Here is a 25,578-nt window from a genome sequence, read left to right as displayed (position 1 = left end):
CCAATGAAATGAAAGAATGGAGATCACCACTCAAGCATACTTATGAAAAAATTCTGGATTTACATGAAAGAAACTGGAATGGTATCTGGTTTCGTATAGTGCGTAATTTCTTCTGGTCTGCTATTGCAGGAAAGTTTATGTGGTTGTTGGTAATCCACCTTGGGTCAGATGGTCAAAATTACCCGAATTATACCGTGAACGTATAAAGCCAACCTGTGATCATTATGGAATTTTCTCAAAAACAAAATTTCATGGTGGAAATGAACTTGATATATCAGGAATGATCACCTATACCGTTGCAGATAAATGGCTCAAAGATGAAGACGGAATTTTAGCATTTGTTATCACGCAAACTCATTTTCAATCACCATCTTCAGCAGGTTTTCGATCATTTTATATCGGAAATAATCAGATCATTCAACCTGTAGGGATTGATGATCTAAAAGCTTTAAAGCCATTTCCTGATGCAGCTAATAAAACAGCTATTTTTATTGCTAAAAATGCAAAGGTAACACAATAAAATATCCTATACCCTATGCTATATGGGAAGCGGCTAAAGGAAATAAAAAGCAATCCCTGCTCACCTCACAAAACAAGAAGCTCTTGATTCAGTTGACATTGATAAGTGTGAGGCAACCCCTGTTACGGGAGGTGATTCACCATGGGCTATTACACCGAAAGGTGGTTTTAAAGCATTTAAAAGATCACTGGTGCAAGCACTTGGGTTAACGGCAGAAAAGGAGTAACCACAGAATTAAATGGTATTTATTTTGTAAAAATTATTGATACAAATAAAAATAATAATTTGGTGCAAATTAAAACCTGCCCTGACTTTGGAAGAAATGAAAAAGTAAAACCAGCAAGAAAGTTTTGGATAGAACCTGATTTTCTATATCCTTTAGTTAAGGGGCTGGAGATATACAGGAATGTTATGTCTCAATCAAAAAAGATTTATATGTACTGGTGCCTAATAAGGGATCACAAAACAGTTATTAGAAGATTGTGAAAATGACATGGAAGACAAACCAAAGTGTGAAGGATTTTTTAGCACCTATCAAGACCAGCTTATTTTAAGATCAACATATAGCAAACGAATGACAGAACACGCACCTTATTTCTGTATTTCAAATGTTGGCAGTTATACTTTCGCACCATTTAAAGTGGTATAATGTGGTTATACTTAACCGGACACACAACTTAAAATAACTAAAAGATAAAAAGTGTGACCTAAAATGAATGATCAAACAAAAAAACCGAATAAAAGCTATACATCAGAATTTAAAGAATCAGCTGTCAAATTAGCTAATGAGACGGATCAACCCGTTTCTCAGACTGCCAGGGAGCTAGGTGTTAATGTAAATACTCTACATACCTGGATCAGTAAATATTCCAAACCGGTGAAGACGGTAGCCAATAGAAGTGATGAACACATTTATGATGAAGTAAAACGTCTGAAAAAAGAATTGGCAAAAGTGATTCAGGAGCGTGATTTATTAAAAGGCCACAGCGTACTTTGCAAGGGAAACTTTGTGAAGTACGCATGGATAACTGATCAGGCTAAAGATTACCCGGTAACGATTCTGTGCCGTTTTATGGATGTTTCCCGTAGTTGCTATTATGATTGGGTTAGCTCTCCTAAAACGGATAGAGAGAAAGAAAATGAAGCGCTTACTGAGCAGCTAAAAAACTGTTTGAAGACAGTCGCAAGACTTATGGAACCCGTCGTCTTAAAAGAAAACTGGCTGAAAAAGGCGTTCATATAAGCCGCCGGAGAATTGGTCGATTAATGAAAAAAGCCGGTTTGTTTTGTAAAACGAAGAGACGCTTTAAAGCGACGACTAATTCCAAGCATAATAAGCGTATATCTCCAAATTTACTGGAAAGAGAGTTTACTGTCTCTCAACCTGATCGCTACTATGTGGGTGATATTACCTATATTGCCACCAAGGAAGGCTGGTTATATTTAGCGGTTGTCATTGACTTATTCTCTAGGCAAATTGTTGGCTGGTCGATGGATGAGCGAATGAAAGCCAAGCTAGTCAATGATGCTTTACTGATGGCCATATGGAAGCGTAAACCAATGGATGGATTGCTTTGGCATACTGACCGAGGTAGCCAATATGCCTCTGATAGTCATAGAAAAATATTGTCGGATCATAACATAATTCAGTCTATGAGCCGCAAAGGAAATTGCTGGGACAATGCTGTATCAGAGAGCTTCTTTCATAGTTTGAAAACTGAATTGACGCACCATTGTCGATTCAAAACCAGAGTAGAAGCAAAGCAGGCAATATTTGAATATATTGAGGTATTTTATAATCGGGAGCGACTTCATTCGGCTAATGATTATTTGTCACCAGTCGATTATGAAATACAGCAGGAAATAGCTTAAATCGATTGATTGAAGAGGGGTAAAAGGCGACATAAATGCCGCCCATTACCGTTGACGGCCATCGGCTCCTCAGCCTGTGCCGTGAAGATATTGTAACAGGATCATTACCGTTGTGAAAATACCTTGGGTGAATGGAACGGCTCTATCGTTCCAGAGGGCAAAGCCCTTTCTCTTCATCTGTTTAAAGTTAACATGAGAAACTAAAATGATAGGAAATACAAAATGACAAAAATCACTTGAAACATTGACACATCAAGTCTGACTGGTGTATTTTGGATCGACAAACAACACTTGACCGCCAGACCAACGTTGTTTGTATTGCAGAAAGGTTTTGAACATCCCCCAGCCCTGTTCGAGGATGACTCGGTTCAAGCCTGATTTCTGTTTGACCATTGCTCCAGGGTTTTCCATATCACCTTTCGCTGATTTCGTCATGTTTTTTATCTGCAAGTTCTCAAGCACAATCATAGCGTGGCTTTTGCTGAGTGCAGTTGATAGCTTATGCAGGGTGTCATGACGAATATTGGCTATTTTGGTATGAAGTCGGTTAATCTTCTCTTTGAGCTTTCGCCAGTGGTTTGAAAACTTAATTTTTCTGGCTAAACTCTTTTGCAGACGTTTGATTTTATCCTTAAAAAAACTCACGTCTATCGGTTCGGCAAACTCACCGTCTGATAGGGTAAAGAGACGTTTCACACCCATATCGACACCAATCATTGATAATGACGAGTGGACAGATTCAGGTAATTCCATTTCAACCTGAATAGAGACAAACCAATATTTTCCCTGACGGGAAACCGTCACATTCTTTGCTGTACCTTCAATCTCTCTGGACTTTCTGAAATTTACCCAACCAATTTTAGGTAGGAAAATTCGCCGGCCTTCAATTTTAAAACCTTGGGGTAATGAAAAGCTATCCCTGTCGCCTCGTTTCTTGGGTGTGGGTATTTTTTTTAACGGTTGCTTTTTGTCAAACCCATCCTTAAAGGCTCGTTCCAGTTGCTTAAGCGTCTGTTGTAAGGTTTGGGCGGGTGACAGTTTTAGAAACCCATATTGATCACTCTTTTTCCAGAGCTTGCTAAACCAGTCAAGTTCCTGGTACCAAAGCATCGGTTGTTTATTTTCAAGATGGTAAAGATTCAACCTTAAAGCCTTATTCCACAAGTAACGACAATTGCCCGCATACTGAGACATTAACTGCTCTGTCTCTGCGTTGGTGTTAAGTCGGTATTTGTAGGCTTTGCGAATGATCATGATTCCATAATAGCTATTTATTGTACAATATTCAAGAAGTATTGAAAAAAATTTTAATGTCGCTGATCACCCACCTGAAGGAAGGTGTATTTCGCTTCGTTTGTTAAGAGATTTTTGGATAAAATAAGGAGCCGAAATATAGTAGACAGTCATACCATCCAAAACAGTCGATGATTTATGCTTAATTGCATCTTTATACCAAGGATTGCCAAATCCTAATATTTTTTCATCAGTTGGCATAAAATCCAGGATTAATCCATTTTTCTCCCATCGGCAAATCACTTCATGATTTTCGTGAAATCCAAGATTCTTTAACTGTTCACAAGCCTGATAATATTCTACCAGGGAAACAACCTCTATAAGCATATCCACATCAGTCGTGTATCGAACTTCAGGTGCACCTTTGTCTGTTAACAGCAATTCAGTAGCGCATCCCCCCAACTAAAACAGTTTGTTCAAGAATAGTCTCAATTTCATGACATACCATGGTTAACAACTGTAAATTACTCACTAGATGTTTGCTCTATTTCATTTTTCAATAGTTCTTCTGCATAATTTATTTCACGTTTACGACCGCTACGCAAAATGTCTAATAACACTAAAAACCGATATAATTGCTGATCCTTTTTTATGGCAAATGGTACACTCTTGTAAAGAGCTTTAAACTCTATTCCTCTTTCGTCCCCATCTGGATCAGGCCAGACAGGAGGCAACTCTTGAGAAGCAAATTGCTCTGCAATAAATGGTGCAGCATAAGCAGTTTTAATACCTCTTGTCGGTTGACCTAATTCAGCGGGAAAACAGTACTTAAACCCATGAAGTAAGAATTCCTTAATAGCATATTTCACAGGTATCAGTTCAGCATCTAAAAATCCTGATTTTTGATTACGTTTAAGAGATGCATTTATTTCTCCAACACTGATCCCAAGTTCATCAGCTAATTCACGCTGATTCCATGATTGATTAGCAATAAGCTTAGATAATAATTTTAAAACGACCAAAATATCTTGTGCTTTCATATAAAACAACTCTTTGTTCACTGTTCATGAAACATGAATTTACAATATTGTTAAATAGTAGCGCAAAAAATAACGTTTTACTATATTTATCTGTATTAACTCAAACTTGATAAGGGTTATTTACCAGTAAATTTCGATTTTGTCTCACAATAGTTATAATATAACTTGAATCTAGGTTCTTCTATCTGGCGTCAACTACCTTGTCCGGTTGGCGACAATTAGCTTGGCCGGTTTCTAATTTATTATTTTATTCATAGTGAGTTTTTTACAATCGATTATTCTCCTTTAATTGTCTGCTCTTCTTTTTAACTTGATTTTTCTTTAGTCGCTGCTCTTGATCTGGCTCTAGGGCGAAAAGCGACCGATGTGCGGCTTTTGCTCTTGCACGAGGCCACTTTGAGCTTTTTGGCTTTTCGCCCGCTCTATGCTTTTTATCTTGCTTTTAAAATGTTCAGCGATCAATGAGTTAGCCATTAATCTAAGCCTTTCATCGCTTGTTTTCTACGATAACTGTCGCCTTCAATTTGATAAATAGACGCATGATGAATGAGTCGGTCAATGGCAGCCACTGTCATCATATTGTCAGTGAAGATACTATCCCATTCACTGAAAGCCTGGTTTGAGGTAATGAGCAAGCTATTGCGTTCATATCGGTGCGCAATTAATTCAAATAGTACCTGGCTTTCACTATTGGTTTTTGACATAGCCAATATCATCAAGAATAAGTAACTCATATTTATCCAGCTTTTTCAGTTCAAATTCCAGAGATAACGCTTCTTTTGCCTTTTGAAGCATTTGCACCAATGAAGTGCTGCTCATGAATTTAACCCGCACTGATTGCTCGATGAGTGCGTAACCAATAGCGGCGGCTAAATGCGTTTTCCCCAGACCACTGGCACCAAATAAAAGCAGATTATGTCCTTGCCTGAGCCAGTCTAACTGAGTAATTTTTGTTTGAGCTGTTGGGCTGTCACACCGGTTATTTCATTAAAGTCATACTGTGATAACTGTTTACCAATGGGTAGTTTGCTTTCTCTTAATAAGCGCTTTAATTTATTGTCATGCCGGTAACTGGTTTCTAATTCACATAAATGGGCTAAAAATAATTCAGGCTCCCAATCTAATTCAATGGCTTTTGTGAAACCTGCTGCCATTGTTTGACCATGGTCGTTAAACGTAATTCTTTGAGTAAAAACGGTAAACTTTGTGCATTGGCCATATTAATTCCCCAGTAATACATTGTAGGTCGATAAGTCATGTTGCTGACTGGTGTACTGAGGTCTATCAACCGACATGGGCGCAAAAAGTCACGGCACGCTTTGATGGAAACTCGACTGCCGGCTTCTAACGAGGCTAAGACAAAACGACCCAGCGCTGCTTCACAATCATAGGCATCGGCAATGGACAGCAAGCTCACCATGTAACGGCAATCATCATCATGAATGCCCGTTTGTTTGAGATTTTCCCAAATCAGGGTGAAATCACCTTCTGGGACAATATCATCTCGGTAAGCCGATGATTTAAAGGCATTGGGCTTTTGGCTAACGAGTGAATGATATGTTTATAATTGATTGAACGCGAACGGATATGGCGGTGTGCATAAATACGCTTTAAACTTAAGGTCAATTCATGACCATAGAAACAATCTAAATGTTGATCATAAATATGGATCAATAACGTGGTACCAATCAATCGGGAGGGTACGGTATAAGTGACTCGTTTAACTGAAATGGTACTCCTTGTGGTGACTTTAACATAGAGCTCACTAAAGCCATTGGTGCGGCGGCTGGGAAGCGGTTTTAAGTGTGCTTTTTCTTCATTAAATCGTGTTTTACAGCGTATGTTTATTTGGCGAACGATGTCATCAATAAAGGCTTCATAATCCAATAAGGCGGTAAAATCTCGACTGCCACGAAGGAGTAGCTTTTGTTCGATTCGGCGTTTTAAATGACCATTAGGGGATTCAATGGCTCCATTTTCATGGGCAATGCCTTTATTGTTTCGAGTGGCTTTTATACCATAGTATTGACATAATTTTTCATAACGCTCGGTCAGCTTTTCTTGTTCATAATGATTGTTAAATGCAGCACTTAGGCTATCGGTTCGGTGGCTTACAGGGACACCGCCTGATTGCCATAGCGCATTTTGTAAGCCTGAAGAAAGAGATTCAAAGCTCTCTCCACCTAAGACAACTTGAACATAAGTCCAGCCACTATAAACCAATCGGTAGTGATAAAGTTTGTGTTTAAACTCTTCTCCGTCAATCGTGATTTTAAGCTCATTAGCCCAGGTGTAATCTGAAATACCCATATCACCGGCAATGTGTTTTTGTTGAAAAATAACTTCTTGCTCCGGTCCTTCCTGAGCACGCCAGCGTTTGACTCGGCGTTGCAGTGTTCTTAGGTGAGTGTTGTCAAATTGACCGGGTTCTAGCTCTTCCAGTGCTTCTAATAAGGTAATGGGCTGTAGTTTGGGCTCAATCTCAAGTAAGGGCACTAAATGTTGTTCAAAAGCACCATTTAAGGGATCTTTTCGAGTTTTGTACTGTCTGGGCTGTGTGGTGCCGCCGGGGTGCTTACCTGTATCAATGCGTCGCGCTGATCTTTCTGAAAATCCTGCTTTGGCTGCTGATGAAGCTTGAGTGTGATTCGGTTGTTTTCGATGTGACATGTATAACTTGACCTGTTCTTGGGTAATTGATTTTCCAGACATAAAAATCCTTCTCGATTAATGTGTCTGGAGTGTATCAAACCGGCCAAGCTAGTTGTCGCCGACCGGACAAGTTAATTGTCGCCTAATATTCTTCACAAAATAGCGTACTTTTCCAACTCTCAGCAAAATGACCGTTCGTAGGTAGGGGCGAACCTATGTGTTCGCCCTTCTTTTCAAGTCAACAGAAGGGCAGACACATAGGTCTGCCCCTACAGAGTTTTGTTTTCCACGGGTAGCCGCTTTGGTCGTAAACCGACAAAAGTCCGCAAAAATGTGAAGAACCTGAATCTAGGTATGCTTTTTAAAGGATATGTAACGAGATACTTATGCAAAAATCAATTAAAGACAAAGTATTAACTCTTCTTTTAGAACTATCTCTCTGTCAAAATGATGAGGAAGCAAATCAATGGTATAAAAATTCACGATTACAATCTTGTGGCAATAAGACAGCTGAAGAATTAGTTGCTATTGGACATGACGATCTGGTTATCAGTGCAATAAAACGTACAGCAGATGGTGGTTATGTGTAATTTACATCAGTCAGATCACTTTTAAACTGATACATAAATACTACTACAGATAATTATGTACAATTAATCATGTTGACGCCAGATACAAGAGAAAGCCAATCAGTTATACAAACACTACTGCTTGGAGAAAGGCATTGGATCGTACGGGTATAGCCCCATTTAAAGCTAATAATTACCAAAAAAAAACCGTGGGCTCAAAAATATCCAACCATGGATTTGAAAAATTACAAGTATTCATCTTTTAGGTGGCATGATCTCAGACACACATAGGCTAGCTGGCATGCGCTGTCTGGCACTCCAATGCAAATATTAAAAGAGCTTGGTGGTTGGTCATCCTATAAAATGGTGCTTCGTTATACATACCTGGCACCGTATCAATCTGCAAAATCAGCTGATAATATTGATTTTTAATTATTTACTATTTCTATAAAAATGGCTGTTGAGTTGAGGTGAAGAATTTGACCAAATGTATTTTCAACTGCCATTATCTTGATAAAAAATGAAATTATATTTCAGTCTGAAAGAAGAGCTTTAAAGTAAAGACTCTTCTTCCTTTAGAAGAAACTTGGAATGATGAATTTTTCAAATCACATTAATAAAATGTCAATATTTTCTCATTTTAATCCTATCTCAGAGAGGATATTTCCTGTTGATCATTACTTATGATATTTTTCTAACTCACTTTCAAAAATAACAATGTCACAATCTTGGCACACTAGTCAAGACACAGAAACCAAATAACAAAACACACACATAAAAGGTTGATTTTAAAGTGTTAAATTTATTCAAAAATATAATATCCACTGGAACATATGGTGAGAAATCGGGTGTTCTAATAATTACATAATTTTAAGAGTTTTTTGAAAATTATTTTAAGAATAATGAAATAACCAAATCTTTGTCACGATTTTGGCACAGTGATAAAATAATAGAAAAATAATTATCTTGAGAAAAGTAATCTATTGATTTTAAAGAGAAAATGGTGGGCCTGGACAGACTCGAACTGTCGACCTGCCGATTATGAGTCGGATGCTCTAACCAACTGAGCTACAGGCCCTTATTAGGGTAGGTATATAAAGCTGCTTCTTAAAGTCTTTTTTAATAAAGAACGATTTAAGAAGCAGGCATTATAAAGGGTTATTGATTGTATGACTAGTCTCTATGGGATAAAAACTGGTTCTTCTATTTTAGTCTTCTCGCATAAAGCTACGTAACATTTCCGAGCGGGTTGGGTGACGGAGTTTACGCAGTGCTTTGGCTTCAATTTGACGAATACGCTCACGGGTTACATCAAACTGCTTACCCACTTCTTCGAGGGTGTGATCGGTATTCATGTCGATACCAAAACGCATTCTCAGTACTTTAGATTCTCTGGCGGTGAGGCCTTCTAAAATATTGCGCGTCGCACTTTTCAGACCGGTGGTATTAGCCGTTTCTGCAGGTGACTGAATATTTTGATCTTCAATAAAATCACCTAAATGCGAGTCTTCATCATCACCAATTGGGGTTTCCATGGAGATAGGTTCTTTGGCAATTTTTAGCACCTTGCGCACTTTGTCTTCCGGCATTTCCATTTTTTCTGCCAGTTCTTCAGGGGTCGCTTCGCGGCCTTTTTCCTGTAGTAACTGTCTGGAAACACGATTGAGTTTATTGATGGTTTCAATCATGTGTACTGGAATACGAATAGTACGTGCCTGATCGGCAATGGAGCGTGTTATCGCCTGACGAATCCACCAGGTAGCATAGGTGGAAAATTTGTAACCACGGCGGTATTCAAATTTGTCTACTGCTTTCATCAAACCGATATTACCTTCCTGAATCAGATCCAGGAATTGTAGGCCACGGTTGGTGTATTTTTTCGCGATGGAAATAACCAAACGTAAGTTGGCTTCAACCATTTCTTTTTTCGCCCGACGTGCCTTGGCTTCACCAATGGACATTTTACGATTAATATCTTTAATGCCAGAGATACTCATGCGGCACTCTAAACCGATAGCAACCAGTTTGCGCTGTGCTTTGCGGATTTCATCGGCATGTTCTTTTAGCACTTCAGAATAACTGTCCCCTTTTTCAATGTGTGCATCTAACCAGGTCAGATCAGTCTCATTGTAAGGGAAAGACGTAATAAACTCTTTTCTGGGCATGCGTGCTTTTTCAACACAGGCTGTCAGAATAATTTTTTCGTGCATACGAATGCGTTCGATTAAAGAACGTAATGCAGCAACCAAGCGATCATTCAGCTTGTGAGTACGCTTTAATTTCATAAAGGCATCAGCAATTTCTTCACGGATCTTTTTGCAAGTCTCGCCATCATAGCCTTCTTTTTCTTCGGCGATGAGTAACTGTTCATTGCGCTCTCGGATCAGCGCAAAATGTTCTTTAACCAGCTCCATATCAGGGCCGACTGGCTCATTGCTTTCTTCTTCATCGTCATCTTTGGTATCATTTGGCGTCGAAGCAGGATTAGCTAAGAGATGATCTTCTACATCTTCTTCGTCCAGTAAGGCGAAACCTGTGCCACTCAGAATGTCGGTGATTTTACGTTCTTCGTTTTCTACTTTAACGTATTCTTGAAGCAGCAAGCTAATAGTCGCCGGATAGGAAGCTAAAGCACAATGCATTTGCTTCATGCCTTCTTCAATCCGTTTTGCGATCTTAATTTCGCCCTGGCGAGTCAGTAATTCAACTGAGCCCATTTCACGCATATACATACGTACGGGATCGGTAGTACGACCGAATTCGGTATCCATGGAGGCCAATGCAGCGGCAGCTTCTTCAACGGCATCATCATCCGTTGATGGTGAACCTTCGACCATCATGTCATCAGCATCAGGCGCAGTTTCGACAACCTTGATGCCCATATCATTGATCATGGCAATGATATCTTCGATCTGTTCTGGCTCCATCACATCATTGGGCAGGTGATCGTTTACTTCGGCATAGGTTAGATAACCCTGCTCTTTGCCACGTGCGATAAGAATTTTTATTTTAGATTGTTGAGTGTTTTGATCCATAGACCTCTTGATCCGTACGTAAATGTGATCGGTGAAAGTATGCAATAAAAAATGCTTGAGATAACTTACTATTCTAACATATTAAGCATTATTTTGCGAGTAGACAAAGAAAAAACCAGTTAATAAGTGCTAAAAAAGCGTAATCTTGCTCACAAAATTGGGATTTTTATCCAATTTTAAGCTTTAAATAAGTTTTAGTGAAAATCGGACTTATTTCACTGTCTATTGATTTCTGCCTAGACGCTTACTTTGATTTTAGTGCCCCGAGTAATTGCATATATTCGCTTTTTTCCTGCGGGTTTAAACCCTGCTGTCGAAGTATGCGTTGTAACTGTGTAAAGCGCTGTTGCTGATATTGGCGAGTAAACAATTGTAAAATTTCATTAAATTCACATCCTATGGCCTGTTCATCACTGATCAATAAGGGTTCAATGGCCAATTGTGACAAGTACGGATGCAATTCTGTATTTTGCCAGTTTGCCAGTATCCTTGCTGTACTTAATTGGGGATCATTTTGAAGTAAATCAAGCAATTGCACAAAAACACTGATATTTGTAAGTTCTAATGAAGAAAAACGACCCGGATCACCCACACTGGCTGCAAGATAGGGATATTGCAATAAATAAGTCAGGGCTTTTTTAACCGGCGATGGAGCATCGGGGACAACGGCTGATGACGGCTTAAAATATTTGCTCTTTGTTTGCGCCGTAGCCATCCCCGAAATAGCATGGGATTTTATCCCCAACAGAGGTAACAAACTCGCAGGTTCAATCTCCGCCAACTCTGACAAGCGGGCCACCATCAGGGTTTGAAATGCCCCTTCCTGAATTTTTCCCAGATAGGGCTTACTCAAATCAATCAAGCGTGACCGACCATCCAGTGAGCTCATATCAACTTGTTGTGTTAGGTTGTCATAAAAGAATTCGGAAAAGCTCATGGCTTTGTCCATTTCTGCTGCAAAACCCGCTTGGCCGTGTTGCCGTACTATCGTATCAGGATCTTCACCATCGGGCAAAAACATAAACCGCGCCTGCTTGCCCGGTTTCATTGCTGATAAGGTGTTATTCATTGCCCGCCAGGCGGCTTCTCTACCGGCGCGATCACCATCAAAACAAAAATAAACTTCATCACATAGGCGAAATAGTTTTTGTAAATGTTCCGCAGTGGTGGCAGTGCCCAAGGTGGCCACACTATAATTAACGCCAAATTGCGCCAGTGAAACCACGTCCATATAGCCTTCAACAACAACAATATGGTCTATTTTTCGTAATGCTTGTTTGAGTTCAAATAGCCCATAAAGTTCCTGCCCCTTGTGAAACAAGCGGGTTTCAGGTGAGTTAAGATACTTCGGTTTGCCATCACCTAAGATCCGTCCTCCAAACGCAATCGTGCGTCCTCTTCGATCACGAATAGGAAACATCAGGCGTTCTCGGAAACGATCATAGTAAGGGGAACGCTGTGATGATTGTGCTTTATTTTCTTCATCACGTTGAATCAACATGCCGGTATCAAACAAGGCCTGAGTTTTTTTCTCATCACCTGCGCCAATGACCTTGAGCACATTATCCCAACCCGGGGGTGAAAAACCCAGGCCAAAGGTTTTTATCACTTCTGCACTGAGACCACGTTGTTGCACATAGTCTTTAACTTGTTGCGACTGAGGATGATTTTTGAGTTGGTGCTGGTAGTAGTTTGACACTTGATCTAACAGGTCGAACTGCTCTGGAGCCTGGCGTGGCGCGTCTTGACTAAAAGCCACTTTAGGTACTTCTAAGCCAGCCATTTGGGCTAATTCTTCAACGGCTTCGACAAAGCTCAGGTGTTCGTATTCAGTTAAAAATCGAATCGCATCGCCGCTTTCGCCACAGCCAAAACAATGATAAAACTGTTTGGTTTGATTAACGCTAAAAGAGGGGGTTTTCTCGCCATGAAAAGGACAGCAGGCCATGTGGTTATTACCAGCACGTTTCAGTGGCACGCGGGAATCGATCAGTTCAACAATATCGGTGTATGCTAAGACTTCGTCAATAAATTCTCTGGGAATCGTGCCAGCCATATCAAACCATTAGATTAATTTGTATCTGATTAAGTGGGAACTACTGTATACCCGTGAGACCTAAAAATGCTAATTAATAAGGTTTAGGGATGTTGAAATTAGGATAATTTCTGTTTGATTAAAGCACTGACCTGAGACATATCGCCTCGACCCTGTACTTGTGGCTTCAGTAATGCCATTACTTTGCCCATTTCTTTCATTGATTCTGCACCGGTACTGCTGATGGCATCATCAATTAATTGAGCAATTTCGATGTCGGTTAAGGCAACGGGAAGGTATTCCTGGAGCATGCCCATTTCCATTTCTTCTTTATCAGCCAGATCGATACGATCGGCATCGCGAAACTGCTGGGCAGAATCCCGTCGTTGCTTAACCAGCTTGTCTAAAATAGCCAAAACCTGGCTATCATCAAGCTCTATTTGTTCATCAATTTCGCGCTGTCTCACAGCTGCTATGATGCCACGAATCACGACAAGGCGGTCTTTTTCTTTAGCCCGCATGGCATTTTTCATATCGTCCTGAAGACGAGACTTTAACGTCTGGCTCATATTCTCATAGCTCTGTTTGGTTTGCGAAGCTTAAAACAACCGTTTAAAAAGGTTTTAAATTAGCTGTTTTAAGTCAATAGTATTAAGAGTGTTTTTTAAAAGCTTTAAAAAAACCTAGAAAAACACTCTATTTTATACTACTTTAGTACATACGTTTACGGCGACCAATATCACGAGACTGCTTCTTCTGCCAGCGTTTAACTGCAGCGGCTGCTTTACGTTTACGAACAGCTGTTGGCTTTTCATAATGTTCGCGACGACGAACTTCTGATAAAACACCTGCTTTTTCACAAGAACGTTTAAAACGACGTAATGCTACGTCAAATGGCTCGTTTTCTTTAAGCTTAACCGATGGCATGCAGACTCCTAGCTCCTACCCAATATAAAAATAATGGCAAATATAAAATAAATTGTCCCAATCTCACGCTCATGTTCTCAAGCAGATTGAAACCGTATAATCGTCACACGTTCCTCACTTTTTTCGCATTTTTTCGCAAAAAAAGTGACTTGTCAGCAAATAGAATCTGACCTAGAACGCAGAGACGGAATCATACTCTTACCTGAGAATAAATGCAAAAGATCTTTCTCTTTTTAAGCATAAAAATTTCACTTGAAAGCATTTTGCATAGAGTAGACAATACCTGCATGAAAGTATTAGGTATTGAAACATCCTGTGACGAGACAGGCATTGCGATCTATGATGATCAACAAGGTATATTAGCAGAGGCATTATACAGTCAAATCGCCTTACATGCCGAATATGGTGGCGTTGTGCCGGAGTTGGCATCCCGCGATCATGTCCGGCGTATCATTCCGCTAATTGATGAGGTGATGAAGCAAGCTCATTGTCAGCCAGATGATATTGGCGGCATCGCTTATACCTCTGGACCGGGTCTAATGGGTGCCTTAATGGTTGGCGCAGCAGTGGGACGCTCTCTGGCGTGGACGTGGAAGTGTCCCAGTATTGGCGTACATCATATGGAAGGCCATTTATTAGCCCCCATGTTGGAAGACCAGCCACCTGAATTTCCTTTTCTGGCACTATTAGTTTCCGGTGGGCATACTTTATTGGTCGATGTCAGTGGCATTGGGCAATATAAAATCATTGGTGAATCCTTGGATGATGCCGTTGGTGAGGCCTTCGATAAGACTGCAAAAATGCTTGGTTTGGCTTATCCTGGTGGCCCCATCATTGCCAAATTAGCACTGGAAGGTCGTGACGGTCGTTATAAATTCCCTCGCCCGATGGTCAACCGACCGGGCTTGGATATGAGTTTTAGCGGCTTAAAAACCTTTGTTTTAAACACCTGGGCTAAATCTGATAAAAGTGAACAGACCAAAGCGGATGTGGCCTTTGCTTTTCAGGAAGCGGTGGTGGACACTCTGGCGATTAAATGTAAACGGGCGTTAAAAGAAACAGGACATCAACGACTGGTCATTGCTGGTGGTGTCAGTGCCAATGAACGCCTACGCGAACGTCTGACGGAATTAGCTCAATCAACATCAACAACATCGCTGACAGTATTTTATCCACGCATGCAATTTTGTACGGATAATGGCGCAATGATTGCTTTTGCAGGCTTACAGCGTTTAATTGCAGGCGAAACAGATGGTGAAGGTTTTTCAACCACACCCCGCTGGCCTTTAGGCGATTTAAAAGCGCCAGGGGCTTAATATCAGAGACTTAATGAGAAAGAAGCCGATATTCAACAATATAATGATACGGTTCAGCGCATGATGAAATATGGAACCGCTCAATCTGCTTTGCACTTCAAATGTAGGATGTGGTGAGGAACGAACCGCATCAAAGGCTTTAAACAAATGTTTTTGATGCGGTTCGTTGCACTCACCACATCCTACAAGTGTAAAAATAAATGGGCTTATTTGGTCAGTCCCTAAAATATCAACCTGGTACGGGAATATTACTGAACAGTTAACATTATTTCTCAGTCCCATCCAATAGGCGTTTAATATTGCTACGATGACGCCAAATCAGCAGACTGGAGATAAGCACGGCCATAATCACATAAACATTTGAGCCCGTCAGCCACCAAAAATAGAACGGGGCAAGTGCCGCAGCGACCAAGGCTGACATAGAAGAAATTTTCAAGCCATAAGCCACTCCTAACCAGGTTAGCATCATCGCAATCGCCACTGGCCAGCTAACACCTAAAATCACCCCAAAGGAAGTTGCTACCCCTTTGCCGCCTTTAAAGCCAAAAAAGATGGGGTAGAGATGACCGAGAAAAGCAGCAGCAGCCACCAATGCCAGGGTGAGTTCCTCTCGAGTAATCGCCATGGCAATCAAGACCGGTAGCAAGCCTTTCAACATATCACCCAATAGCGTAATCGCAGCCGCTTTTTTGCCCCCGATGCGCATCACATTGGTGGCACCGGGGTTATTTGAGCCCTGAGTTCTTGGATCGGGCAGTCCCATGACCTTGCAGGTAATGATCGCCGCAGAAATAGAGCCAAAGAGATAGGCAAAAAGGCTTAAAGCACTGGTTAAAAAAACACTTGAAATAGGTTCGATTGGCACAATTTTTATCTATATTAATGAGAGAGCCCTTATTATACAAATAAATTAGATAAGCACTCAATACAATTTTCCTCTCCGATTAAAAAGAGAACTTTCTACTCAGCCCTCTCCTCCATCCACTCTTGGCTGGGTTAAAACAGGGATATAGGCAATGGCAAAGAGAATAAATGCCAGACACCAGAGTATTGCAGCGATATCAACCCACATTGTATAAAGGCTAACGAAAAACAGAGGTAAAATAACCCGCATAATCACCGCGACAAAGAGTAGATAAAAACCAATAATGGCCAGCTTTGAGGGTAACATTTCACGCCCCGTATGACCGAGTGAAACTCTTGCCATCATGCCATAAGTGGTGATGCCGATCACGCCAACAGTCCAGGCATGAATAGCAAGGTTATTCGTTACCCAGCCAAAGCCCACCATAACTTTTAGTGCAAAGCCTATCAGAAACCACAAATAACCGGCATAGAGCACCCATAAAATAGGAATGTCCAGAACAGGTTTTGAAAACCATGGGCTCACCCTCAGGAGGTGTGCAATGAGTAAAACCGCCGCTAAAGCTGCAGTCAAAATATTGTTTAAGGCTAAAATATCCGCCAGTGCCAGAAGTATCAGAGTGATTAATAATATTTTTTCTAATATCGGCCGGTCAATAATTTCGGTGCCCGGCACGACCGCACGGGTAAAGAAAGGCATCACACGACCCGTTAATACTTGAATGATCAATAAAATACTATACAGCGCCATGAGATTTCCACTGGCAACGCCGGTGGCTAGAAGTCCCAGATGTTGAGCTTGCACTAAGATATCCGCAAGCATAAAGACACTGAGAATAAACACCATAATAAGGTTAGTCCATTGCTTTGCCTTTACAATAGGATGCGCCACTGCCAGTGCTAAGAAGAAAAAGAAAGCAACATCAACGTAAGCGCTTAACCATCTAGCGTTATTCAAAAAATATCTCCCCTGCCTCATAATCAATCCATCGATTAATTATGAGACATATCAATGAAACCAGAAACCCAAGCCAACTCAAAACAATTTTGGCAAGACCACGTTAATCAATGGAATGAAAACAGTATCAGCCAGGCATCCTATTGTCAGGAACATGGGCTATCCATCAAACGTTTTGGCTATTACAAGCGTAAGTTGCTGGGTGCAACAACGCAAACCAGTGCGATGACAAAGGGGAATGGTTTTATTCAACTATCCTCCCCGAAACACTATTCAGCCCGCACCTCAGCATTAATTGTAGAATTACCCAATCAGCTACGCATTGAAGGAGTGACTGCCGATAATGTACAGCTGGTAAAACAATTAGCAGGACTGTTCCAATGAAGTCAGCCATACGTCCATCACTCAGCCTGCCACAGGTGTATCTCTATCTGAAGCCTGTTGATTTTCGTAAAAGTTTTATTGGCCTCAGTGCCATTGTTGAATGTGAATTAGGTCATAATCCTTTTGCAGGCCATCTGTATGCCTTTACCAATCGTCAGCGTAATAAAATTAAATGCCTCTTCTGGGATAATACCGGTTTTGTACTCTATTACAAAAGTCTCTCAGAAGAAAAGTTCAAATGGCCAAAGGGTGAAGATGACCTGATGAATATCACCGGACAACAAATCAACTGGCTATTAGACGGCTATGATATCAGTGTCATGAAACCGCATAAGAAATTGCATTATGAGTCTGTATTTTAAGTACTTTTTAGTCTATTTTTTGTTATAATAAAGCCATGCAAAACAAGGCTGAATCCACAAAAACGACTCTATATTTTCCGCTTTTTCACACGCGGACAAGAATGAATTGTTGAGTGTCATTGAACAGAAAAACCACCGTATAAAAATACTGGAAGAAGCCCTTCGTCTGGCTCGTAGTAAACGCTTTGCACCCAGCAGTGAAAAAAGTGATGGTCAGGAACGCTTATTTGATGAAGCTGAGCAGGCGGCTGACGATGAGGGGCTCCCTGAACCTAAAACCACTTCGCCTAAGAAGAAAGAAAAAACAGGCAGGAAGCCTTTCTCAAAGACTATTCCAAGAGTCCCTGTCTTCATCGATCTGACAGATGAAGAAAAAGCCGGTGCCATTGAGGTTTTTTACACTAAAGTCAGAGAAGAGCTGGATATCATTCCAGCTAAAGTCCAAATACTGGAATACTTCCAGGAAAAAGCCGTCTTTGCAGGCACCAATGACACAGACAGTCGTTCAATGAAAGCTGCGGTCATGCCAAAACATCCATTACCTAAATCAATGGGCAGTATTCACCTGATGGCACACATCATTATCTCAAAATATGCCGATGGTTTGCCTCTGTATCGAATGGAAGGCATATTATCACGCTATGGCGGCGATATAACCCGAGCCACCATGGCCAATTGGGCTATTAAACTGGCTCATCAGTTCCAGCCGCTCATCAACCTCATGCGAGAACATCAACTGTCGGGTGACATCATCCAAATGGATGAAACGGTGCTCAAAGTATTAAAAGAGCCGGGACTCAGTGCTCATTCGAACAAATACATGTGGGTCAGTCGTGGCGGGCCACCTGGACAACCCAGTGTGCTGTTTGAATACGATCCTTCTCGTAAGAAGGAAGTACCACTGCGCCTGCTTGATGGCTTTAGCGGCTATCTGCAAACCGATGGCTATGCCGGTTACAATGCCGTGTGTGCACAAAATAATGCCACATCGGTCGGCTGCTGGGATCACACTCGCCGTAAATTCAAAGATTCTCAGACGGCACAACCAAAGAAAAAGAGCAATCAAAAGCCTACAAAAGCCGATGTGGCACTGGCCCATATCAATAAGCTGTATTTAATTGAGCGTGAGATAAAAGAAGCCAGTGTTAATGAAAAATTTAAGGTTCGTCAGAAACAGAGCCTGCCGCTTCTTGAGAAAATAAGAACATGGGTCGATAACACCCTGGGCAAAGTGCCGAACGACAGCTTGACAGGAAAAGCACTCACCTATATTAATAATCAATGGCCTAAGCTGACTGTTTATTGTGAAGATGGTCGGTTGAATATCAGTAATGTGCTGGCAGAAAATGCTATCCGTCCATTCTGCGTGGGTAGAAAGGCCTGGTTATTTTCAGATACGCCAAAGGGTGCACATGCCAGTGCAGTTCATTATAGTTTTATTGAAACCGCTAAGGCCAATGATATTGAGCCATATACGTATATGGTCTATGTATTAACCCAATTACCTTATGCGGATACGGTTGAAAAGCTGGAAGCATTGCTTCCCTGGAATTTTAAAAAATCAGAATTGGAAAAGGTAAAGAACGCTGTTCGTTAAGCGCTTACACATCAACTGAGGCAATTAAAATGCCGGGCATTGTCGTAAAGGGGAGGATACGCGCGAGCACCCAGAGCCCGGCCAGTAAGGCCAAAGGTGTTTTGGTGATTGTAGCCACGCCGGTCCAGTTTTTCACTGCCGTCAGCAAGAAACCTGCAATAACCGCTGCGGCATAACCAAAGAGCATTTCATGGCTATGCCAGTCAACAAAACCATAGTAGGTATTGAGTTGAATGATATTTGCGTATGACAAAGCCCAGATGGCCATTAAAATAATGGCTGATAATGCGGCCAATAAAAAAAATGGACGGAAGCCTAAATTAAACAGCGCAAAGGATTTCTTGGGCGCCTCGTCGATTTGCATAAACACATTCTTCTCCATTAAGGACACTAACTAAATATGAAGAGGCTATTAGAGCAAGAATGTGCTTAGCTGTGAATGATTAAGATCAAGCTGAAAAACGCTACTAATAGCTAAAAATAATGGCAGGCGCTTTATAATGTGCAACAAAAACAATATAGGAAAAGACTGTGACCGCACTCAGAGCAGCAATAATTCGAATCGATTTGGTTTTCCCCAGCGTAAAGCAATCATCCCCAGTAGGATATAAATCAGTAGTCCCGTCATTTTTTCTGCAAGCCAGAAGGTGGTGAAGGGATTAACGCCTAAGAGATAAACCATTGTCAGGGCACTGGCCAGTAACAAGGTATCCACTTTATGAGGTAATTTTTTGAACCAGTATTTGCGCTGTGAGGGAGAGTCATTGAGTTTTAAAATAACGCGAATAATAAAGCCACTGATGGATAAGATAATCGCAGTGACGTGCAGATATTTTACAAATTCATAAAAAGTCATTAGCGTTCTATTATGATCCGGTACTTATATTGTAAAATGCTTAGTTGAAAACTCAGCAATTCTCGCTGAGATGAACAATTGAGTTGTAGTGGTGCTTACCAAGCAGAAATAAAAAACTTTTCGCAGTAACTTTAGCAAAATTAAAAAATCAAATAAAAAGCTTGCATTTTGAGAAACAAGAGATCAAACTCTTGTTTTTCAATTGGTTGAATGACTTCATGTTAAAAAATATTTCCCTTTTATATGCTTGGTACTGTGAATTTTGGCCTCTTTAAGTCAGCAAAAAAAAAACATTTAAGTTTTTCTGCCCTGAAACAGGCCATCTCACTGCACTTTCATGCAATCAAAGATAGCCGAGTACAAGGAAAGTGTGATTACAGTCAACATGATGTGCTTATGAGTGCTTTTGCCTGCATGTATTTTCAAGATCCCTCTTTAAGTGAATTTCAGAAACAGATGGAAGAGGAACAGAATCAAAATAATTTACGCACTCTTTTTAATGTTGAAAAAATTCCTAAAAATAGTCAACTAAGAGACATTTTGGATCTCATACCCTCTAAAACATTTGCACCTGCATTTAAAGATTTATTTGAACGACTCAGACGACATAAGCATCTTGAAGAGTATGCCATATTACCCAACACATTGCTTTGTGTTATTGATGGCACGCAATATTATTCCTCTAAGCAAATCCATTGTGACTGTTGTCTTCATAAAGAACATAGAACGGGTGAAATAACCTACAGTCATGCTGTTTTACAAGGTGCCATTATGCACCCCGATAAAAAACAAGTGCTCCCTGTCATGCCTGAAGCAATACAAAATACGGATGGTACAAAAAAACAGGATTGTGAAAGTAATGCAGCCAAACGTTTTATAGCCAATCTAAAAAAAGCACATCCAAGACAAGGATTTATGATTTGTGGTGATGGTTTGATGTCACATCAACCTATGATAGAAGATATAATTGAAGAAATGATGCATTATTTATTGGTTGCCAAACCTGGTGATCACACATATTTATTTGAATGGCTTGAAGCATTTTCTGAACTCCCATCAATGGACTGGATTGACGAAAAAGGGCACCAACATCATTATCGATGGAAAAATAATGTCCCTTTACATGGCGAAAAAAATGCCATTGAAGTTAACTTTTTTGAATATACCCTCACCAATACCGCAGGGAAAATTATCTACCGAAATAGCTGGGTCACCGACATAAAGATCAGTGAACATAATATTCAAACAATGACCCAGGCGGGTCGATGTCGTTGGAAAATAGAAAACGAATGTTTCAACACATTAAAGAACCAAGGCTATCACATTGAGCATAATTATGGTCATGGGAAGAAGCACCTGAGCTTTAATATGTATCTGTTAACCTTGCTGGCTTTTTATTTCCATCAAATTTTTGAATTAACCGATGGGGCTTATCAAGCTTGTCGTAAAAAGTTTGGCTCTAAAAAATTAATGTGGGAAAAGTTCAGAGGGGTTATTACCTTTTTTGTGATGGACTCCTGGGAACATTTAATGGATTTTTTATTGTACAGAGACGATTATGAGGAGATGAGACCTGTAAAAATAAGAAAATAAACCTATTTTAGGGAAAATGCGTCGATTAAACGCAGCATCTCCCGTGCCTGCTATTTAGAAAGAAAGAACAAAAAAAATTTTAAAAAGCATCAGGCAAACAAAAAATGCTGTTTTCAGCTTAATTCATAAGAATAAGTTACTTCACCGAGTTTTGCTGTTGAAAACTGGTGTGACTTGATTTTAACCGACTAATCAACGAATATGCTAGCTTATTTCAGCATTATATAAAACAACACTAGCAAATAACGGGACGCGTACGTGGATATTGTTTTTATTAAGCAGCTCAAGTTAGACACTATAATCGGTATCCATGACTGGGAAAGAGAGCAAACCCAGCCCATCATTCTGGATATTGAAATAGGCTGTTCAATTAAGGACGCGGCACAAAGCGATCACATCGAGCATTGCATTGATTACTTTAATGTCTGTGAAAGAATGAAACAACTGGCCAAGGAACATTCATATCAACTAGTTGAATCCTTTGTTGAAGAGGTCAGCCGTATTATTTTGCAGGAATTTATGGCACAGTGGGTACGGGTAAAATTAAACAAGCCCATTGCAGTGAATGAAGCCAGTGGCGTGGGTGTGATTATTGAGCGTTCTGCTCAAGACTGAAGCAACATCGAAACAATATCAAAACAACATCGAAACAACATTAAATAGTCGCTTTAAATGATGAGCGAAGAAGAGTAATAAAATGACCCAGCATCTGGTTTATGTCGGCATTGGCAGTAATATAGAACAGGAAAAATACATTCGTCTGGCGGTAAAATACTTGCAGGAATATTTTTCCAAGTCTGTTGCAGACAAAGACTGTGACTTGAAACTGTCACCGGTTTATAAAACCCAGGCCATTGGTTTTGAAGGGGATGATTTTTTCAATTTGGTCGCCAGTTTTAATACCACGATGTCGCCTATTGAGGTAGAAAAAACCTTAAAAGAGATTGAACATCAAAATGGCCGTCGTCGAAATCAGGAAAAGTTTTCTGCCCGAACCCTCGATATTGATTTGTTGCTCTATGATGATGAAATTATTCATCAGGATGGCATCAGTGTGCCCCGTGATGAAATTGAAAAATATGCCTTTGTCTTATCACCACTGGCGGATTTATCACCGGATTTAATTCATCCACAAACGAAAAAAAGTATGGCTGATATGTGGCAAATCTTGGCGCAGAAAACCCGCAATGATTCCGGTGGCCAAGCATTAGAAAAAATAGATTTTTGCTGGGATGCTAAAACTTAAGTGACAGCTTTACTTAAGTGACAGATTTACTTAAGTGACAGTCTTACTTAAGTTAGAGCCTTAATAACGCCTTGGTTGCGGCAATCCCTTCATGAGCTTTTTCCAGTACTTTAATACTGAGTTTGGGGGTCAATTTGCCCAGTGCCAACTTATGAAAAGCAGGTGTTTGATCAATAATAGGCACATCTCTTTGTTTGGGCGAGCCTATATAGCTGTGCAAATGCGCCATATTGATAATATCCACTAAATCCGGCTTTTCACCCAAGCCTTTGTACATCCAGTTTTCAGTTTCTTCTGCCACCTGAATAAAGTCATCAGAAAAATCCCAACGTTTAAGAATAGAACTGCCCACCTGAGCATGCATTTTATGCATCACTTTATCTAAGTGCTCTTCACTATCAGTGATCAAGGGATGATCCATTGATTTATTTAAAATAGCAATATTACCGATATCGTGAATTAAACCTGCCAGCATGGCATGTTCCGCATTAAAACCCGGGGTAACTTTTGCTAGCACATAGCTAATCGCTGCAATTTCAATACTATGTTCCCATAGTTTCTTCATGCGTTTTTCAAGGAGCTTATTAGATGATTTAAATAATTCTTTAAGTGCAAAACAAGTCACCAATTGCGTGGTCACTCGAGTCCCTAAGCTCACCACGGCAGTCTTACAATCATCCGCTTTTTTCTGCCGTTGATACAAGGCACTATTGGCTGCTTTAATTATTTTTACTGCAATTGAGGGGTCGGCCATGATCACCCGCGCAATATCATCCGCACTGGAATTTTCATCGGCAATGGTTTGATGAATTCGAGTCGCGACACTGGGCAAACTTGGTAACACAAAATTACCCTGCTGCAACTCCAGAATCAACTCATACAAGATGCGATCATCTTCATGCTCTTCATCCAGAACCATTTCATCCAGACTAATAGAAGAGGTGATTTCTGATTGTTCTAGTGCAGTATTAAGAAAATCTGATTGTAAAACAAGGATTTTGCAGGCTGTATCAGTCATCACTTGATAACGACTGGGGCGAAGCTGTGCAACAGGATTCTTTGCCCGTTCACTACCCGCATCAATTTCACTCTCTGAATCATCAAAAGCACGCAATTTTAAACGCCCTTCTAACAAGAGGTATTTATCCACTGAATCTGAATTTAACTCAAGAACAACCTTGCGCGAAGCAACCTGCATTACTTCTGCATTGATGGCAATATAATGTAATTGTTTGTCTGTGAGCGTATGAAATGGGGTAAAAAATTTCAGACTTTCGATATCAATAACTTCTGTTTCCATATTAACTATTTTCTAAGGTCTATTTTCTAAGGTCTTTTTTCGAGGCTTATGTTTCAAGTATTTTATTAAAGTCATGTTTATAAAAATACTATTTCCGACAGGATAGCACAATTAGCCCTATTCTTCTGCGTCAATCTTCTGCAAGATTCGGGACAGTTCACAAAAAGACACCGGGGCATTTTGTGCCGCAGGATTGGCAGCTGCCTAAACCGCTCAAATTCCAATCACTCAATTGATACCAGTCACGACCAATTAATAATTCACCACATTGATGGCAGTAAGTACTACTGCTTTGCTTGTCGTGTACATTGCCGGTATAAACAAAACAAAAACCATTTTTCCGAGCAATGTTTCTTGCTCGAAGTAGCGATTTAAGCGGTGTAGGGGGTATCTTTTTCAGCTTATAATCAGGATGAAAGGCACTAAAATGCCAGGGCACTTCCGGCCCCAAATGAGTGATTCCCCATTGGGTCATGGCTTCAATTTCGGCTTCGGAGTCATTAAGCCCCGGAATAAGCAAGGTGGTAATTTCAAACCAAACATCGGTATGATGATATAGGTATTGCAGAGTTTCCAGAACCGTTTGCAAATGACTGCCTGTTTGTTGTTGATAAAAAGTCTCACTAAATGCTTTTAGATCAATATTTGCTGCATCCATGACGGAAAAAAATGCTTCTCGGGGTTGCTCACAGATATAACCAGCGGTCACTGCAACTGACTTAATATTTTTTTCTCGACAAGCATGCGCGACATCGATGGCATATTCATGAAATATCACCGGGTCGTTATAGGTATAGGCCACACTCTGGCAATCTTTGTTTATGGCATCCTCGGCAATTTTCTCTGGCGCAGCATAGGCCATGACTTTATCCATTGCACGGGATTTACTGATGTCCCAATTTTGACAAAACTTACAGCCCAAATTACAGCCCGCAGTACCAAAGGATAAAACCGCTGAGCCCGGCAAAAAATGATTTAGCGGCTTCTTTTCAATGGGATCGACACAAAAACCACTGGAGCGTCCATAGGTGGTTAAAACAATCTGTTCACCATCACTGGCTCGGACATAACAAAAGCCTCGTTGTCCTGCCTTTAGCTCACAATAACGCGGGCAAAGATCACACACTAAACGCTCAGGATGTTGTGATGAGCGATGCCAATATTCAGTCACGATAGTTGATTGTGCTTCAAACATGGAGCAACCTCTTAATCTGTTCTA

Annotated in this window: 24 protein-coding genes, 1 tRNA gene and 2 pseudogenes; 11 read left to right on the top strand and 16 right to left on the bottom strand. The window is 40.5% G+C overall.

Annotated features, from left to right (window positions below):
- The first annotated feature begins 8 nt into the window (after positions 1-8).
- The 3 genes from JEU79_RS09360 (at position 9) to JEU79_RS09350 (ending at position 2,392) form a co-directional block, all read left to right on the top strand.
- The gene (locus JEU79_RS09360) at positions 9-206 is read left to right on the top strand and encodes a hypothetical protein (RefSeq protein WP_198263906.1); all 198 of its coding nucleotides are present in this window, start codon (positions 9-11) and stop codon (positions 204-206) included.
- On the top strand, positions 140-520 hold the full coding sequence (locus JEU79_RS09355; RefSeq protein WP_198263905.1) for a hypothetical protein: 381 nt from the start codon (positions 140-142) through the stop codon (positions 518-520). The genes JEU79_RS09360 and JEU79_RS09355 overlap by 67 nt, the downstream gene beginning before the upstream one ends.
- Positions 521-1,232: 712 nt before the next feature.
- A protein-coding gene (locus tag JEU79_RS09350; RefSeq protein WP_198263904.1) for an IS3 family transposase occupies positions 1,233-2,392 on the top strand; the annotation gives its coding sequence in 2 pieces (ribosomal slippage) (positions 1,233-1,683 and positions 1,683-2,392; 1,161 coding nt in all).
- A gap of 252 nt (positions 2,393-2,644) precedes the next feature.
- Here JEU79_RS09350 and JEU79_RS09345 read toward each other — a convergent pair.
- The 5 genes and pseudogenes from JEU79_RS09345 to istA form a co-directional block, all read right to left on the bottom strand.
- Positions 2,645-3,646: an RNA-guided endonuclease InsQ/TnpB family protein gene (locus tag JEU79_RS09345; protein WP_198263903.1), complete on the bottom strand. Its 1,002-nt coding sequence runs from the start codon at positions 3,644-3,646 to the stop codon at positions 2,645-2,647.
- A 66-nt stretch (positions 3,647-3,712) separates the two neighbouring features.
- Positions 3,713-4,066: a hypothetical protein gene (locus JEU79_RS09340; RefSeq protein ID WP_198263902.1), complete on the bottom strand. Its 354-nt coding sequence runs from the start codon at positions 4,064-4,066 to the stop codon at positions 3,713-3,715.
- 83 nt (positions 4,067-4,149) lie between these two features.
- The gene (locus tag JEU79_RS09335) at positions 4,150-4,665 is read right to left on the bottom strand and encodes a helix-turn-helix domain-containing protein (protein WP_198263901.1); all 516 of its coding nucleotides are present in this window, start codon (positions 4,663-4,665) and stop codon (positions 4,150-4,152) included.
- A 473-nt stretch (positions 4,666-5,138) separates the two neighbouring features.
- Positions 5,139-5,884: pseudogene (istB, locus tag JEU79_RS09330) on the bottom strand (IS21-like element helper ATPase IstB).
- Position 5,885: 1 nt separating this feature from the next.
- Positions 5,886-7,377: pseudogene (istA, locus tag JEU79_RS09325) on the bottom strand (IS21 family transposase).
- Between the two features lie 326 nt (positions 7,378-7,703).
- Between istA and JEU79_RS09320 the strand changes: the two are divergent.
- The gene (locus JEU79_RS09320; RefSeq protein ID WP_198263900.1) at positions 7,704-7,907 is read left to right on the top strand and encodes a hypothetical protein; all 204 of its coding nucleotides are present in this window, start codon (positions 7,704-7,706) and stop codon (positions 7,905-7,907) included.
- Between the two features lie 980 nt (positions 7,908-8,887).
- Here the strand turns inward: JEU79_RS09320 and JEU79_RS09315 are convergent.
- The 5 genes from JEU79_RS09315 to rpsU all read right to left on the bottom strand — a co-directional run bounded on the left by JEU79_RS09315 (position 8,888) and on the right by rpsU (position 13,883).
- Positions 8,888-8,964 (bottom strand) — tRNA-Ile (locus tag JEU79_RS09315).
- Positions 8,965-9,094: 130 nt separating this feature from the next.
- The gene (gene rpoD / locus JEU79_RS09310; RefSeq protein ID WP_198263899.1) at positions 9,095-10,921 is read right to left on the bottom strand and encodes an RNA polymerase sigma factor RpoD; all 1,827 of its coding nucleotides are present in this window, start codon (positions 10,919-10,921) and stop codon (positions 9,095-9,097) included.
- A 244-nt stretch (positions 10,922-11,165) separates the two neighbouring features.
- Positions 11,166-12,977: a DNA primase gene (dnaG, locus tag JEU79_RS09305; RefSeq protein WP_198263898.1), complete on the bottom strand. Its 1,812-nt coding sequence runs from the start codon at positions 12,975-12,977 to the stop codon at positions 11,166-11,168.
- 98 nt (positions 12,978-13,075) lie between these two features.
- Entirely contained in the window at positions 13,076-13,525 is a 450-nt protein-coding gene (locus JEU79_RS09300; RefSeq protein ID WP_198263897.1) for a GatB/YqeY domain-containing protein, read from the bottom strand.
- 142 nt (positions 13,526-13,667) lie between these two features.
- Positions 13,668-13,883, bottom strand: coding sequence for a 30S ribosomal protein S21 (gene rpsU, locus JEU79_RS09295; protein WP_198263896.1), 216 nt, complete (start codon positions 13,881-13,883; stop codon positions 13,668-13,670).
- 287 nt (positions 13,884-14,170) lie between these two features.
- Between rpsU and tsaD the strand changes: the two genes are divergently transcribed.
- Positions 14,171-15,199 (top strand): tRNA (adenosine(37)-N6)-threonylcarbamoyltransferase complex transferase subunit TsaD, encoded by a 1,029-nt coding sequence (tsaD, locus tag JEU79_RS09290; RefSeq protein WP_198265939.1) that lies wholly within the window; start codon positions 14,171-14,173, stop codon positions 15,197-15,199.
- 265 nt (positions 15,200-15,464) lie between these two features.
- Here the strand turns inward: tsaD and plsY are convergent, their stop codons facing one another.
- The gene (gene plsY, locus JEU79_RS09285; RefSeq protein WP_246540141.1) at positions 15,465-16,064 is read right to left on the bottom strand and encodes a glycerol-3-phosphate 1-O-acyltransferase PlsY; all 600 of its coding nucleotides are present in this window, start codon (positions 16,062-16,064) and stop codon (positions 15,465-15,467) included.
- Positions 16,065-16,163: 99 nt separating this feature from the next.
- On the bottom strand, positions 16,164-17,021 hold the full coding sequence (locus tag JEU79_RS09280) for an NnrS family protein (RefSeq protein WP_198263895.1): 858 nt from the start codon (positions 17,019-17,021) through the stop codon (positions 16,164-16,166).
- Between the two features lie 54 nt (positions 17,022-17,075).
- Here JEU79_RS09280 and tnpA point away from each other — a divergent pair, with 54 nt between their 5' ends.
- From tnpA to tnpC, 3 genes are all read left to right on the top strand, one after another.
- A complete protein-coding gene (gene tnpA / locus JEU79_RS09275) occupies positions 17,076-17,405 on the top strand; it encodes an IS66 family insertion sequence element accessory protein TnpA (RefSeq protein WP_198263342.1) in 330 nt (109 codons plus the stop codon).
- Positions 17,402-17,767 (top strand): IS66 family insertion sequence element accessory protein TnpB, encoded by a 366-nt coding sequence (tnpB, locus tag JEU79_RS09270; RefSeq protein ID WP_198263025.1) that lies wholly within the window; start codon positions 17,402-17,404, stop codon positions 17,765-17,767. Before tnpA ends, tnpB begins: the two co-directional genes overlap by 4 nt.
- A 106-nt stretch (positions 17,768-17,873) precedes the next feature.
- On the top strand, positions 17,874-19,364 hold the full coding sequence (gene tnpC / locus JEU79_RS09265) for an IS66 family transposase (RefSeq protein ID WP_246540140.1): 1,491 nt from the start codon (positions 17,874-17,876) through the stop codon (positions 19,362-19,364).
- A gap of 4 nt (positions 19,365-19,368) precedes the next feature.
- Here tnpC and JEU79_RS09260 read toward each other — a convergent pair whose 3' ends face one another.
- Entirely contained in the window at positions 19,369-19,728 is a 360-nt protein-coding gene (locus JEU79_RS09260; protein ID WP_246540550.1) for an NnrS family protein, read from the bottom strand.
- 177 nt (positions 19,729-19,905) lie between these two features.
- Positions 19,906-20,220 carry a SirB2 family protein gene (locus JEU79_RS09255; protein WP_198263893.1) on the bottom strand — a complete coding sequence of 105 codons (315 nt, stop codon included), beginning with the start codon at positions 20,218-20,220 and terminating at the stop codon, positions 19,906-19,908.
- A gap of 255 nt (positions 20,221-20,475) precedes the next feature.
- Here JEU79_RS09255 and JEU79_RS09250 point away from each other — a divergent pair, with 255 nt between their 5' ends.
- From JEU79_RS09250 to folK, 3 genes are all read left to right on the top strand, one after another.
- Positions 20,476-21,813: a transposase family protein gene (locus tag JEU79_RS09250; protein WP_246540138.1), complete on the top strand. Its 1,338-nt coding sequence runs from the start codon at positions 20,476-20,478 to the stop codon at positions 21,811-21,813.
- Positions 21,814-22,071: 258 nt separating this feature from the next.
- Positions 22,072-22,428: a dihydroneopterin aldolase gene (locus tag JEU79_RS09245; protein ID WP_198263891.1), complete on the top strand. Its 357-nt coding sequence runs from the start codon at positions 22,072-22,074 to the stop codon at positions 22,426-22,428.
- Between the two features lie 82 nt (positions 22,429-22,510).
- Positions 22,511-23,059, top strand: coding sequence for a 2-amino-4-hydroxy-6-hydroxymethyldihydropteridine diphosphokinase (gene folK / locus JEU79_RS09240; protein WP_198263890.1), 549 nt, complete (start codon positions 22,511-22,513; stop codon positions 23,057-23,059).
- A gap of 52 nt (positions 23,060-23,111) precedes the next feature.
- Here the strand turns inward: folK and JEU79_RS09235 are convergent, their stop codons facing one another.
- Complete coding sequence (locus tag JEU79_RS09235) at positions 23,112-24,359, bottom strand: HDOD domain-containing protein (RefSeq protein ID WP_198263889.1); 1,248 nt, start codon at positions 24,357-24,359, stop codon at positions 23,112-23,114.
- A 157-nt stretch (positions 24,360-24,516) separates the two neighbouring features.
- The gene (gene amrS / locus JEU79_RS09230; protein ID WP_198263888.1) at positions 24,517-25,554 is read right to left on the bottom strand and encodes an AmmeMemoRadiSam system radical SAM enzyme; all 1,038 of its coding nucleotides are present in this window, start codon (positions 25,552-25,554) and stop codon (positions 24,517-24,519) included.
- Positions 25,555-25,578: the final 24 nt, after the last annotated feature.

The sequence above is a fragment of the sulfur-oxidizing endosymbiont of Gigantopelta aegis genome (genome assembly GCF_016097415.1).
In the GTDB taxonomy this organism is placed as follows: Bacteria; Pseudomonadota; Gammaproteobacteria; order GRL18; family GRL18; genus GRL18.
Note: the sequence above shows the minus strand (reverse complement) of the source record. Positions and strands in the feature narration are given on the sequence as shown.